Here is a 13,780-nt window from a genome sequence, read left to right on the forward strand (position 1 = left end):
TCTCCATGCGCGGGATCAAGAAGCGCTTTGGCGCCGTCGAGGCACTAAGAGGCGTCGATCTCGATATCATGCCGGGCGAATGCCTGGGACTGGTCGGTGACAATGCGGCCGGAAAGTCGACCTTCACCAAGGTGCTGGCCGGCGCCTATGTGGCCGATGCCGGAACCATAGCGTTGGATGGCCAGATGGTGTCCTACGCCGAGCCGGCGGAGGCGCGGGCGCGCGGCATCGAGATGGTCTATCAGGACCTCTCGCTCTGCGACACGATCGACGTTGCGGGCAATCTCTTTCTCGGCCGCGAGCCGCGCCGGCTGGGTTTCCTGCAGCGCCGCCGCATGGAGCAGAAAGCCGCCGCCATGCTGGAAGCGCTGGAGATCCGCATCCCGCATCTGCGCGCCACGGTCGAGCAGCTCTCGGGCGGCCAGCGCCAGGCGATCGCCATCGCCCGGGCCGCCGCCTTCAATCCGCGCGTCCTCATCATGGACGAGCCGACCTCGGCGCTGGCCGTGGCCGAAGTCGAGGCCGTCTTGGCACTGATCGGGCGCGTGAAGGCGCTGGGCGTGGCCGTCGTCCTGATCACGCATCGGCTCCAGGACCTCTTTCGGGTCTGCGACCGCATCGCCGTGATGTACGAGGGCACCAAGGTCGCCGAGCGTGCCATCGGCCAGACCAATCTCGAGGATCTCGTCCGCCTCATCGTCGGCGAGAAATATACATGAGCCACGAGCTATCCATGCCGCGCACGCCGCGGACCAACGCCCTGCGCCTGATCGACCATCTGGGCCCGCAGGCGCAGATTTTGGCGATCGCCCTCTTCTTCATCGCCTGTTGCCTCGTCTTCACCTTCATGACGGATGTCTTCGCCACGACGGGCAACGTCTTGAACCTGTTGCGTCAGGCCGCGCCCAACCTCATCGTCGCCATCGCCATGACCTTCGTCATCACGACGGGCGGCATCGATTTGTCGGTGGGCTCGATCGTCGCGCTGACCAATGCCCTGGCGGCGATCCTCCTGCAGCAGGGCCTGCCGTGGCCCTTGACCATCCTGGCCATTCTTTTGGTGGGGGGCCTGGTCGGGCTGATCCAGGGCTGGTTCATTGCCTATCAAGGCATCCCCGCTTTCATCGTCACCCTGGCCGGCCTCTCGATCCTGCGAGGCGTCGCCCTCTTGATGACACAGGGCTTCTCGATCCCGATCGCCTCGGGCACGGGATTCACAGCGCTCGGGCGCGGCTGGTTCCTCGGCATGCCGGCACCGGCCATCCTGGCCATTCTCGCCGCCCTGGCCGGACTGATAACGCTCAGCCGCACGGTCTATGGTCGCCACATCGTGGCGATCGGCGCCAATAGCGAGGCGGCGCGGCGCACGGGCATTCCGACGCGGCGGCTCACGGCCTCGGTCTATGTCATGAGCGGCACGGCCGCGGCCCTTGCCGGCATTGTCATCGCGGCCCGGCTGGGCTCGGGCTCGTCCAATGCCGCCGTGGGCTTCGAGCTGGACGTGATCGCCGCCGTCGTCCTTGGCGGCACGGCCTTGATCGGCGGGCGCGGGACGATCGTCGGCACGCTTCTCGGTGCCCTTACCATTGCCTGCATCGGCAACGGCCTGATCCTCATTCATATCTCGCCCTTCTTCACCCAGATCGTCACCGGGGCGGTCATCCTGATCGCGATCTGGCTGAACACGCGGCTGTTCTCCAAGCTGGGACGCCGGCGATGAGCGAGAAGAGCCAGGGTCATGTGGGTTCGGGCCAGGTCATGACGGTCGATGGTCCGATCGCGCTGGCAACACTTGGGCCGACCTTGATGCACGAGCATCTGGTCAATGACGTGCGCTCCTGGTGGAACCGGCCGCGCGACATTGTCCGCCGCCATCTGGCCGAGCTGCCGGTACAGCCAGCCATTCTGGGCGAGCTGCGCATGGACCCTTTCGTCAACCTCGATAATTGTCGACTGCAAGACGAGGCCGCCACCATCGAGGAGCTCCGACCGGTCTATGAGCTCGGCGGCCGGACGATTGTCGATCCGACCTGTGCCGGGATCGGCCGCGATCCCTTAAGCTTGCGGCGGATCGCTCGCGCCACGGGGCTCAACATCGTCATGGGCGGCGGCTTCTACCTGGAGAGCTCGCACCCTCCGGCGGTGAGCTCGATGACGGCGGAGGACATCGCCGATGTCATCGTCACCGAGGCCCTCCACGGGGTTGATGGGACGGATGCCAGGATCGGCATCATCGGCGAGATCGGCATCTCCGCCGACTTCACGGCGGCCGAGACCAAGTCGCTGGAGGGTGCCGCGATGGCGCAACGGCGAACGGGCCTGCCCTTGATGGTGCATCTGCCCGGCTGGTTTCGCCACGCGCATCGCGTGCTCGACATCGTCGAGGCCAAGGGCGGCGACGTCCATCATACCGTCCTTTGCCACATGAATCCCTCCGGGCTGGACGTCGCCTATCAGACGAGCCTTGCCGAACGCGGCGCCTTCTTAGAGTTCGACATGATCGGCATGGATTTCTTCTATGCCGATCAGGGCGTGCAGTGCCCCTCCGACGAGGAAAATGCGCGCGCCATCGCGGGACTGGTCGCGAAGGGCCATGGCGAACGCCTGCTGCTCTCGCAGGATGTGTTCCTCAAGATGATGCTCACGCGGCATGGCGGCTTCGGCTACGCCTATGTCCAACGTCATTTCCTGCCTCGCCTCGCCCGTCACGGGCTGGACGCCGCCATCCTGGCGGCCCTCCTGACGGACAATCCACGCCGCGTCTTCGCGGCCGACTGAAGCCATTGTTGGAGAAGATGATGACCGAGAAGAACGTGCTCCTCGTCGGTGAAAGCTGGATGAGCGCTGCCACCCATTACAAGGGCTTCGACCAGTTCGGCAGCGTCACCTACCATCTGGGTGCCGAACCCCTGGTGGAGGCGCTCAAAGACTCCCCCTTCAAGCTTACCTACATGCCCTCGCACGAAGCGGCCACAGCCTTTCCCGACACGGCTGAGAAGATGGCGGCCTTCGACGCCATCATCGTCTCCGACATCGGCGCCAATACGCTCCTCCTTCATCCCGATGTCTGGCTGAAGGGCGAGCCCGTGCCCAATCGTCTGAAGCTGCTACGCGAATGGACGCGCAATGGCGGCGGCCTCATCATGATCGGCGGATACCTCACCTTCCAGGGCATTGACGGCCGTGGCCGCTGGCGGCGCACACCCGTGGAAGAGGCGCTGCCCGTCAGCTGCCTGCCCTATGACGACCGCATCGAGGTGCCCGAGGGTTTCAAGCCGGTTGTGACCGGCGATGCCTCGCACCCTGTCCTGGCCGGCCTCGGCACCGACTGGCCGCTCCTCCTTGGCGCCAACGAGGTGGAGCTGAAGGACGGTGCGACCGTGCTGGCGCGCCTGCCCGAGGACGAGGGCGGCTTTCCGTTGCTCGTCACCGGCAGCTTCGGCAAGGGACGGACATTGGCCTGGACCTCGGATATCGGCCCGCATTGGCTGCCCAATGCCTTCGTCGCCTGGGAAGGCTATGGCCGGCTCTGGCAAAACGTCCTCTCCTGGACCACGAAGCTGGCTGGCTGAGCATGACACCCTTCGTCCAGGCCAGGGGAATCGGCAAGTCGTTCGGCGGCCTGAAGGCGCTGGACGGGGTCGATCTCGACATTCATCAGGGTGAGGTGCTGGCGCTCCTGGGCGACAACGGTGCCGGCAAGTCGACCTTCGTCAAGATCCTGGCGGGGGCTCAGCCGCAGAGCCGGGGCGAGATCCGCATCGAGGGTCGGCCGGTGGCATTTGCCTCGCCGCATGACGCAGCCAGGGCCGGCATCGCCACGATCTACCAGGAGCTGGCTTTGTCGGAGAACCTGAACGTGGTCGAGAATGTCTTTCTCGGCCGCGAGGTCGTGCGGCGCGTCCTTGGCTTTCCCTGGCTGCGGCGCCGGGCGATGCGCCAGCGGGTCGATACCCTCTTGCGGGAGCTGGATGCGCACATCCCCGATCCGCTGGCCCGGGTGGGCGGCATGTCGGGCGGCCAGCGCCAGGCCGTGGCCATCGCCCGCGCCCTGGACCAGGGCGGCAGGCTGGTCATCATGGACGAGCCTACGGCGGCGCTGGCCGTGGCCGAAACTCGCAAAGTGCTGAAGCTGGTCCGGCAACTTGCCGCCCGGAACTGCGCCGTCATCCTGATCAGCCACAATATCGGCGACGTCTTCGAGGTCGCGGACCGCATGGCGGTCTTTCGTCGTGGCCGCAAGATCGCCGAGCGCCAGCGTGCCGCCACGACGCCCGATGAGATCGTGGCCTTGATCACCGGCGCCCATCCCGATGCAAGGACAGCCGACCTGGCTGCCTGATTCAATCCACCCCGACCCCATGGAGGTCTTTTCTCGATGAGCTGGAAAAAGATACGGATCGCCGGCGTCCTCTGTGGCGCGGCGCTCCTGGCCGCAGCCGGCAGCGCCATGGCGGCGGAGAAGCCCAAGGTTGCCTTCGTGCCGCAGATCGTGGGCATCCCCTATTTCAATGCCATGGAGGCGGGCGGCAAGAAGGCAGCCGCCGATCTCGGTGTCGATTTCGTCTATAGCGGCCCGGTCGATACCAATCCGGTCGACCAGTTGCAGATCGTCGAGACCCTCTTGAACCAGGGCGTGCAGGCGGTGGCCGTCAGCGTCCTCGATGCCTCGAGCCTGGCACCCGTCGTGGAGGAGGCGAAAGCACGCGGGGCCAAGCTCTTCACGAGCGACAGCGACGCCCCCGACAGCGGCCGCGCCCTCTATGTGGCGCAGGCGACAGACGAAGATCTCGGCCACACGATCATCGACGAATTGGCGTCGCGCGTTGGCGGCGAAGGCACAATCGGGATCGTCTCGGGCGAGGCCACCGCCACCAATCTCAATACCTGGATCTCCTTCATGCAGGAGGAGGCCAAGGCCAAATATCCCAAGCTCAAGCTTCTGGAGCCGCAATTCGCCGGCGGTACGGCCGAGCGCGCCGCCCAGATCGCAACCGACCTCATGACCGCCAATCCTGACCTCAAGGGGATCATCGCCGTCGCCTCAACCACCTGCCCCGGGGTCGCGCAGGCGATCGAGACCGCCGGCAAGGTCGGCAAGGTGATCGGCACAGGTTATTGCAGCCCCAATACCGCCAAGCCCTATCTGAAGAACGGTGCCATGGGTTTCACCGTCCTCTGGGATCCCTCGGCCCTTGGCTACCTGACCGTCTGGGCCGGCAAGCAACTGGTCGATGGCGTGACGCTCACTGCCCTCAACAAGGTGCCAGGACTATCGCAGCCCGTCAGCTATGATGCCAGGACGGGAGTTCTCCTCTTGGGCAAGCCCGCCGTCTTCACGGCGGACAATGTCGACCAGTTCAACTTCTGATCCCCATGTCGACGGAACCGATCGGCCGCGAGCTTGTCCTGGGTCTGGCGATCTTGGCGGCTTGCCTGGCCTTTGCCCTGGCCTCGCCCTTTTTCGCCACGCCCGCCAACGCGCTTATCATCGGCCGCAATGCCATCGAACTGCTTCTGATCGGGCTTGGGCTTACCTTCGTCCTGGCCGGCGGCGGGATCGATGTCGCCGTCGGCATGGTCATGGGCCTTGCCGCCATCGCCGCGGCCCATGGTCTTTTGATGGGCCTGCCGGCCGGTCTGGCCCTTACTTTGGCGGTGCTGGCAGGCACCCTGCTGGGCTGCCTGACCGGAATGGTGGTCGCCATCGGCCGCGTGCCAGCTATCGTCGCAACGATCGGCCTTTATGGTGTCTACCGGACCGCCATCTTTGTCTGGCTGGGCGGGCAATGGCTCTCGGGCCTCCCCTCGGGCCTGACCGATCTTCTGAGCGGCACGCTCCTTGGCCTGCCCGTCGCACTCCTCGTCGTCGTTCTTGCCTATGCGCTGGCCCATGTCCTGTTGCGGCGGACGCCGTTCGGCATTCATTTGCTGGCCGTCGGCCATGACGAGGACAAGGCGCGGCTCATGGGGGTGAACGTCGTCGGCACACGCCTTGTTGCCTTCGCGCTCGGCGGCGGGCTCGCCGGCCTCGCCGGCGCCTTCCATGTGGCAACCTACCGCAATGTCGAGATGACGATCGGCAGCAATACGGCCCTGGATGCGATCGCGGCCGTCATCCTGGGCGGGACCAGCATCCTGGGTGGTCGGGCCAGCCTGCTCGGCACGATGCTGGGCATCATTCTTCTGCGTGTCTTGCAAAATGGCCTGGTCCTCGTTGGCGTTCCTTCCCTCTGGCAGACCGTCGTCACCGGCCTGCTTCTCCTTGGCGTGCTCAGCCTCGAGGGCCACTTGCTGGGCCTGGGCGATCGCCTCCGCAATTTCTGGCGCCAACCCGCATGAAGCTCACCTCGTTGCCGAAAGCCCGAATCCTCGTTCTCTTCGTGCTCTGGCTGGCCCTCCTGGGGCTGCTGGCCATGTTCGCGCCCGCCTTCTTCCAGCCGGCCGTCCTACGCTCGATCCTGCAATTCTCGACCGTGCTGGCCCTGGTCTCACTGGGCCAGGCCCTGGTCGTCCTGGGCGGCGGTGCCGGGATCGATCTCGCTGTCGGCGCCATGGTCTCGCTGGTGGCGATCTTATCCATGCTGGCGGTTCGCGCCGGCCTGCCTGGCTTCCTCTTGCCGCCGGCCGCCATCCTGCTGGGCGGCCTGCTCGGCCTCGGCAACGGCCTGCTCGTCACGCGACTTGGTCTTTTGCCGCTCATCGCCACCCTGGGCACGCTCTTTCTCTATGGCGGCCTGGCGCTGGCGCTCACCGGCGGCGGTCCCGTACCAGGCGTGCCGGCTTGGCTCTTCCCGTTCGGCCGGGGGACACTCGGCCTCGTGCCTTGGCATTTCCTGGCCTTCGTTCTGCCGGTTTTTGTCCTGGTGGCCCTCATTCTCAGCCAGACCGCCTGGGGTCGATGGGTCCGTGCCATGGGCTTTCGTGAGAATGCCGCTCGTCTGGCCGGCATTCCGGTCTCCCGTGTGCGCCTGCTCCTCTATGTCACAAGCGGCCTGCTGGCGGGCATGGCCGCCCTGGTCACGCTCGCCTGGTTCGGGAGTGCCCGACCCAATATCGGCCAGAACCTCGAGCTGGAATCGCTGGCGGCCGTCCTGGTCGGCGGTGTCTCGATCCTGGGCGGTGCCGGCGGGGTGTTCGGCGTCCTGGCCGCCGTCCTCTTCATCGTCAGCCTCAAGACCGCCATGCAATTCTCCAATATCGCCACGACGTGGCAGGTGGGCGCCATCGGCCTGCTTCTCATTCTCGTTCTCCTCATCGATCGACGCACCGTCCGCTGGAATGCCTGATGACCATCGAACCCAAGACCATCCTCGAAGCTGTCGCCACCCGGGAGGCGACGATCGTCAAGACGCTGGCCGACCTCGTAAGCTTCCCCTCGATCGTGATGAGCGATCCGCGCCAATCCGGTCCGGGCGAACGCGAATGCCAGCTCTATTTGAAGGACCGCCTGGAACGGCTCGGCTTCATAACCGACCTCTGGGAGCCTGACGGACCGGCTCTCCTGGCAAAATACGCAGGACGGGCGGGTGCTCATCCCGGCAGGACCTTCGAAGGCCGGCCCAATCTGGGCGGCGTGCTCAAGGGCTCGGGTGGTGGCCGCTCTCTCATGCTGACCGGGCATATCGACGTCGTGCCGCCCGGAGCGACGGAGCACTGGACGACCGATCCCTTCGTCCCAACGCTGGAGGCCGGCATGCTGCGCGGCCGTGGCACGGTCGATATGAAGGGCGGGGTCGCCTGCATGCTGATGGCAATTGAAACCCTCCGTGAGCTGGGGATGAAGCTCAAGGGCGATGTCGTCTTTACGACCGTCGTCGACGAGGAGATCGGCGGCATGGGCTCGCTCGCCATGGTCGATCGCGGCTACCGCGCCGATGCCGGAATCATGACGGAGCCGACGGCCAATCGCGTAGCACCCCTTTGCCGCGGGATCCTCTGGGGGCGCATCATCATCGACGGTATCGGTGGCCATGCCGAATTGGCGGTGAAATCCTGGGATCAAGGTGGGCCAGTCGATGCCATCTGGCTTTGCCGCCAGATCCTGGACGGCATCGACATTCTCAATCGCCGCTGGGCCACCGATCCGCGCAAGAACCACCCGCTCATGGGCCTCTCCAACCAGGTTCTGGTCACGCAGATCAAGGCTGGCGAGCACCCCTCGTCGATGGCGGGCCGGGCCGAGATCATCGTCGACGTCCAATATCTGCCGAGCGAGCATGACGAGCATAATCTGGGCGGCCACGTGAAGCGGGAGGTCGAGGCACATTTGGCGCGACTCTGCGCGGCAGATCCCTATCTTGCCGCTCATCCGGCCAGGATCGAATGGATCCTCGATGCCGACTGTGCCGAAGTGCCCTCTGATCACCCGCTGGTGACGACGATGCAGAGTGCAGCTTCCAGCGCTGGATTGAGCCCGGTCTTGACCGGCTTCGGGGCACACAGCGATATTGGGTTGCCAACAACTCTGGGTGGAACACCAACGATCAATTTCGGCCCAGGCGATCCAAGCCAGGCGCATCAACCGAATGAGCGTGTGGCCGTCGCCGATCTCGTTGCCTGTACCCAGGCGCTGGCCCTGACGATCGCCGATTGGTGCCGATGAGGATTGCATGAGCGATATCTGCGAGCTTCTGCTGAGCCGAAACCAGGATTCCTGGGACCGGATGCAGGACCATCGCTTCGTGCGCGACGTCCTGGCGGATGAGCTCGACCGCAAGGTCTTCGCGCGCTACCTCGCCTTCGCCAGCGGCTTCGTCGAGACGGCGATCTCGATCTTCGGCTATGCGCTGACCCGTGCGCCCGACATGGCGCGCAAGCGCTACCTGATCGCCGCGTTACGCTCATTGGCCCTGGATCAGATGCGCAATCTCGACGAAGCAAGGGCGGAGCTCGGCATCACCGACACGCCAAAGGCGACCGGCCTCGTGCGCGCCTTCGGACGCGGCATGCTGGAGATCGCCAAGACCGGCAGCTTTGGCCAGATCATGACGAGCATGCTGGCAGCCCAGTGGATGGATCAGAGCTGGTGCAGCCGGGCGGCAGCAGCCCCGAGCCACGACCTCGTCTTGCGGCGCTGGGTCCAGTTCCATGTCGAACCCACCTTCACGAGCAGCGTCGAGTGGCTAAAGACCCAGGTCCGCGAGCACGTCCTGCCCGACGAGACCGAGAGTGCCGTCGCCATCTTCGGCCGCGTCCTCGAGCTCGAGGTCGATTTCCACACGGCTCCCTACCAGGATTAACGCCGTCTCGGGCCGTGATCGCGCGCCTCGCGTCCAGCCCCATTCAAGGATCGCGCTTAAGGCCCGGCGTTGGCATCGCGCGGGAGGCTGCCCGCGGACGGTAAAAACATGAACGACTGCGCGAACGAGCCTGTGTTACCGGCGTTTCCACGGGTCACGAACCACATCGCCCTGGTCTGGTTCAATCTGTTCCAGCCAGAGCTCCGCCTTGACCGGCTGGGAATAGTCCGAGAGATCTCCATCGCGATCGCGAATTTGGCCTCGAAGAATTTTAAAGCGGGCATTGGAAGGAAGTAGATGCTCCTTGATGTGGGGATCGGGTGAAAGATCCGCGACGTCGGCCGCCCACCGCGCTTCAATATGAAGCAAAGTATTACGAAAAGGACGGTTTGCCTCCGGATCCATCGGGACGCTGGATGTGGCGGTAAAAGCCGCATCCGTTAGTTCTTGGGCTTTAAGGATCTGGTTCAGGAAGGCGACGGAAAAATCGACTACTCGATCCAGCCGGCGTGGAACGCCGTAGTCTGGAGCATTCTGGATTGCGTAGTTTACGGCATCGCGAAACGCCTTTATTTCCGGGGTCAACTTGCCCTGCCGGATGGGCAAGTTAATCAAATTAGAGTTAGTTGTTACGACGGTCACTGCCTGATGCGCCGCCTTGATGGCTTGTCCGCGGTTCTTCGCTTGCATGAATTGCCTGGCGATTCGACCAATATGCTCTTCTCCGGCAAGTCGCGTTGGCCCGGAGCCCCCAGCCCCTCCCTGTTCTGAAAGATCTTGCCCCGCGACATGAGGTTCGGCCTGGAATGGCACGTCGAGGACGGCTTGAAGCCACGATCTTATTCGCTCAGGCAGCATCGGGAGTTCCATGCGATCGCCAACGCCAGGGCACCGAAGCCAGTCGGATGGCTGGCGAGGCCGGAGATGAGGTCGGCGGCCACGGCCTCTACATCGATGCCATTGACATGAGCCGTCTCGATCGACGTGTAGTTCGCTGCGGCCTGCTCGCCGTCAGCGAACCGATTGTTCTTCCGACCCGGTGCCAAAGGCCGGATCGCAGGCTCCGCCGCATCATTCGTCCCCTCCAACCTGCCAGTGAACTCTTCCGCCGGGCGAACCGCCTTGAGGAACGAAGGTACGTATCTCACCACTATCTTGCTCGATTCGGCCGAGGCCATACGATCGCGCCGCCACGACTCGATCTCCTCATGTAGCAGAGGCGCCGACAACGACCTGTGCCTTGGCATCCGCCCCGAAAACGGGCTCCAGCTTGCGCGGATGGATCGGTTGGGAAGCGCTGCGGCTCGATATCGATCTCCAGGGATTCGCGGGTTTCTGGCGCTCAATGCCCCTATCCGATGCCTTCGAAGAGCAACCGAATCGGCGTCGCCGTTCTGCCAGTTGGCGTTACAAGACAAGCTAGGGCATCAGGGAATGTCGTTTACGTCAGATTTCATGAGCTGACCTTAGACATCCCGATCTTCGCCGCCCAATGCCCTCTCTTCATGCCGCCAGGCGTCAAACGAATGACCCGCCTCGCCGGCGCATCGACGCTCAGCGGCGACCGGCAGAGTGTCTCGTCCGAGGGGTGCGCCACCAGATCGGTTGGCTCGACGCAGGTCGGGCCAGGGCATTGACACGAACGCGACGAGCGGCAGGCGGCCATGCTCGGCTAGGAAATCGAGCAGCGCCCACACGCGGGGGCAACGATCCTCCCTGGTCCGTATGGACGGCGTGTGCCTCCTCAAGGCCGTTTTGGGTTGCGCGCTTCGCGACAGGAATTGAGACGACCGGTGTTAATGTTGCCCAAGACCTAAAGGCCGCGAGCCAGCCCAGCCCAGCCCAGCCCAGCCCAGCCCACAGGACAGGGTGGCGCAAGGCCTCGCCATCGCCAGCCTGCTTCGACTCGCGTGCCGGCGGCAGGCCTCTTCTCGATCATCGCCCAGCCCCTGGTCGCACGCGCGTAGGAGAAGCCCGAGCGATGGCGTTCAAGCTCGGCTCAGGCTTGAGGGCGCGCCGCCATGCCGGACCACGACGCCTAGTGACCCACGATCACCAGGCGCACGGCGCCGATGAGCGGCGAGTCCTTGACCCAGTCGGCGCGAACGGCGTCATCCGGCAGGCTTGCGCCGCTGCCGCGACACGACGACCCCGATCTCAGCCGTGCGATTGACTTCAGGTCGCATGAAGATGACCTCAATTCACAAATCATGTTCCATGCTTGCTCCTAGTTCACATGAACTCCGGGATCCATCTTCGAGGCTACGATGTGCAGTAGCGGATACATGTCCATGCCTCTTGCCCTTCTAGCTCTCTCCGTCGGTGCCTTCGGCATCGGAGTCACTGAATTCATTCTCATGGGCCTGCTGATCGAGGTAGGGGCCGATCTCGGCGTCTCGGTGCCGACGGCGGGGCTGCTCATCTCCGGCTATGCGTTGGGCGTGGTGGTGGGGGCGCCGGTCCTGACGACGCTCTCGGCCGGTTGCTCGCGCAAACGCGTCCTCGTCGGCCTCATGCTGATCTTTACGCTGGGCAACGCCGCCTGCGCGCTTGCTCCGACCTACGGGCTCCTGATGGCGGCGCGCATGTTGACGGCGCTGGCGCACGGCACGTTCTTCGGCGTCGGCTCCGTCGTGGCTGCCGGGCTGGTCGCACTTGAGCGCCGGGCTTCGGCCATTGCCGTAATGTTCACGGGCCTAACCCTGGCCACCGTCCTGGGCGTCCCTTTCGGCACCTGGATCGGGCAGCATTTCGGCTGGCGCGCGACCTTCTGGGCGGTCTCGGCGATCGGCGTCCTGGCGATGATCATCCTCATGGCGCTGGTCCCGGCCGATAAGGCGAGCGACGCCGGCCCGGACTGGAGGCGCGACATCGCCGCGATGGCACGGCCTGAGGTCCTGCTCGGGCTCTTGACCACGGTCCTCGGCTATGGCGGCGTCTTTGCCGTCTTCACCTACGTGGCGCCTTTGCTGACCGAACTCTCGGGTCTTGATCCGGTCATGATCTCGCCGATCCTTCTGGTCTTTGGCGGCGGACTCGTCCTTGGCAATCTGGCAGGCGGCAAGCTGGCCGACCGGTGGTTGCTGGCGACCGTACTGGGCAGCCTGATCCTCCTGGCCCTCGTCCTGGTTTCGATGAGCCTGATGCTGCGTCTGCCGGCCACGGCGATTCTTTCCATGGGCCTTCTGGGTTTTGCCGGCTTTGCCACGGTGGCACCCTTACAGATGTGGGTCCTGCGCAAGGCGGCCGGCGCGGGCGAGAGCCTGGCATCCAGCCTCAACATCGCTGCCTTCAACCTCGGCAACGCGCTCGGTGCCTGGGCCGGCGGCCTGACAATTGCGTATGGCCCAGGTCTGGCCGGCCTGCCGTTGATGGCGGCCTTGTTCCCGTTGGCCGCACTGGTGGTGGCCCGGCAGGGCGAGCGTCTCTCCCGGTCCGCGACGGCCCATGCATTGGACTGACCTCGACCACACCGACTTCTATGGACAACCAACATGGGTTATCGTCGGCTTGGGCCTCGGGCCTGATGCTGCCCTGTCTCACCTTTGGCACGGGCGTTCGGTAACAGCGGGCCGCTCTTTGCCGCCTGGGGCTGCACCGATGCCGACGGCACGCGCCGTGTGGATGATATCCGCCTCCATGCCGGCCCAATTTCTTCGACATGGCCGACGTCTATTCGGCGGGTACTTCGGAGGAGGTGCTGGGCCAGGCGATCAAGAGGCGGCGCCAAGCGGTTCTGCTTGCCTCCAAGACAAGGGCTGCCGATCGGCGATGGAGCGGATGAGACGGGCCTCGACCGCTCGCGCCAGATCAACGCGGTCGAGCGGGCGCAAAGGCGGCTGGGCACCGACTATATCGATCTTCTCCATCTGCATGCCTTCGATACCGGCACACCGATCCTGGAAGTGCTGTGCGCGCTGGAGGACCTGCGGGCAAGCTCCGCTATGTCGGCGTCTCGAACTTTGCGGGCTGGCAACTCCTGAAGTCGCTGACGATCGCGGTGCGCGAGGGCCCGCCGCGCTACATGGCCCACCAAGTCTATCACTCGCTGGTTGGCCTTGACTATGAGTGGAAACTGATGCCGCTTGGGTTGGATCAGGGCGTGGGCGCCCTGATCTGGAGTCCGCTGGGCTGGGGCCGGCTGACCGGCAATGCTCGCTGCGGCCAGGCCCTGCCGACCACGAGCCGGCTGCACACGACAGGGGAATACGGGCCGCCCGTGACAGACGAGCATTTCTACCGCTCGTTGACGTCCTGGACGAGTTGGCCGTCGAGACCGGCCGGACGCTGCCGCAACTCGCCATCAACTGGCTGTTACGCCGACCGGGCGTTGCTCGGTCATCGTCGGCGCCCGGGACGAGCGGCAATTGCGCGACAATCTGAGGGCCGTCGGCTGGAGCCTCACGCGGGACCAGGTCGCAAGGCTGGATGCCGTCAGCGTCAAGCAGGCGCCTTATCCCTACTTCTCCTATTACCGCCGGCTCGCCCGCAGTCCAGGCAGAGATAAAGCGCGAATTCGACCGGCTTCTCTAGTCCGA

13 protein-coding genes and 1 pseudogene are annotated in these 13,780 nt (G+C 64.8%); 12 read left to right on the plus strand and 2 right to left on the minus strand.

Annotated elements, in window-relative coordinates:
- The first annotated feature begins 5 nt into the window (after window positions 1–5).
- Genes CFB17_RS12605 through CFB17_RS12650 form a run of 10 tightly spaced genes read left to right on the plus strand, consistent with a single transcriptional unit; the run spans window position 6 to window position 9,242 of the window.
- Window positions 6–719, plus strand: a complete 714-nt coding sequence (locus CFB17_RS12605) for an ATP-binding cassette domain-containing protein (protein ID WP_088561943.1) — start codon at window positions 6–8, stop codon at window positions 717–719.
- On the plus strand, window positions 716–1,720 hold the full coding sequence (locus tag CFB17_RS12610) for an ABC transporter permease (protein WP_207762062.1): 1,005 nt from the start codon (window positions 716–718) through the stop codon (window positions 1,718–1,720). Before CFB17_RS12605 ends, CFB17_RS12610 begins: the two co-directional genes overlap by 4 nt.
- Window positions 1,717–2,778 (plus strand): phosphotriesterase family protein, encoded by a 1,062-nt coding sequence (locus tag CFB17_RS12615; RefSeq protein WP_088561909.1) that lies wholly within the window; start codon window positions 1,717–1,719, stop codon window positions 2,776–2,778. The genes CFB17_RS12610 and CFB17_RS12615 overlap by 4 nt, the downstream gene beginning before the upstream one ends.
- Before the next feature lie 20 nt (window positions 2,779–2,798).
- Window positions 2,799–3,572 carry a glutamine amidotransferase gene (locus tag CFB17_RS12620; protein ID WP_088561945.1) on the plus strand — a complete coding sequence of 258 codons (774 nt, stop codon included), beginning with the start codon at window positions 2,799–2,801 and terminating at the stop codon, window positions 3,570–3,572.
- Between the two features lie 2 nt (window positions 3,573–3,574).
- Window positions 3,575–4,342, plus strand: a complete 768-nt coding sequence (locus CFB17_RS12625; protein WP_088561910.1) for an ATP-binding cassette domain-containing protein — start codon at window positions 3,575–3,577, stop codon at window positions 4,340–4,342.
- A 36-nt stretch (window positions 4,343–4,378) separates the two neighbouring features.
- On the plus strand, window positions 4,379–5,371 hold the full coding sequence (locus tag CFB17_RS12630) for an autoinducer 2 ABC transporter substrate-binding protein (protein ID WP_088561911.1): 993 nt from the start codon (window positions 4,379–4,381) through the stop codon (window positions 5,369–5,371).
- A gap of 5 nt (window positions 5,372–5,376) precedes the next feature.
- Window positions 5,377–6,342, plus strand: a complete 966-nt coding sequence (locus tag CFB17_RS12635) for an ABC transporter permease (RefSeq protein ID WP_088561912.1) — start codon at window positions 5,377–5,379, stop codon at window positions 6,340–6,342.
- Window positions 6,339–7,289, plus strand: coding sequence for an ABC transporter permease (locus CFB17_RS12640; RefSeq protein ID WP_088561913.1), 951 nt, complete (start codon window positions 6,339–6,341; stop codon window positions 7,287–7,289). Before CFB17_RS12635 ends, CFB17_RS12640 begins: the two co-directional genes overlap by 4 nt.
- Window positions 7,289–8,605 (plus strand): M20 family metallopeptidase, encoded by a 1,317-nt coding sequence (locus CFB17_RS12645; protein ID WP_088561914.1) that lies wholly within the window; start codon window positions 7,289–7,291, stop codon window positions 8,603–8,605. Before CFB17_RS12640 ends, CFB17_RS12645 begins: the two co-directional genes overlap by 1 nt.
- Before the next feature lie 7 nt (window positions 8,606–8,612).
- Complete coding sequence (locus CFB17_RS12650; RefSeq protein WP_088561915.1) at window positions 8,613–9,242, plus strand: TenA family protein; 630 nt, start codon at window positions 8,613–8,615, stop codon at window positions 9,240–9,242.
- Between the two features lie 135 nt (window positions 9,243–9,377).
- On the opposite strand, the gene CFB17_RS12655 is transcribed toward CFB17_RS12650, so the two are convergent.
- On the minus strand, window positions 9,378–10,100 hold the full coding sequence (locus CFB17_RS12655) for a hypothetical protein (protein ID WP_088561916.1): 723 nt from the start codon (window positions 10,098–10,100) through the stop codon (window positions 9,378–9,380).
- Window positions 10,082–10,390, minus strand: coding sequence for a hypothetical protein (locus tag CFB17_RS20085; RefSeq protein WP_165769597.1), 309 nt, complete (start codon window positions 10,388–10,390; stop codon window positions 10,082–10,084). Before CFB17_RS20085 ends, CFB17_RS12655 begins: the two co-directional genes overlap by 19 nt.
- Window positions 10,391–11,533: 1,143 nt before the next feature.
- Here CFB17_RS20085 and CFB17_RS12670 point away from each other — a divergent pair.
- Together CFB17_RS12670 and CFB17_RS19675 are read left to right on the plus strand one after the other, a co-directional pair.
- Entirely contained in the window at window positions 11,534–12,703 is a 1,170-nt protein-coding gene (locus CFB17_RS12670; protein ID WP_088561946.1) for an MFS transporter, read from the plus strand.
- Window positions 12,704–12,736: 33 nt separating this feature from the next.
- A pseudogene (locus tag CFB17_RS19675) lies at window positions 12,737–13,723 on the plus strand (aldo/keto reductase); the annotation flags it as partial.
- Window positions 13,724–13,780 lie beyond the last annotated feature (57 nt).

The organism is Arboricoccus pini (genome assembly GCF_900187945.1).
GTDB lineage: Bacteria > Pseudomonadota > Alphaproteobacteria > Geminicoccales > Geminicoccaceae > Arboricoccus > Arboricoccus pini.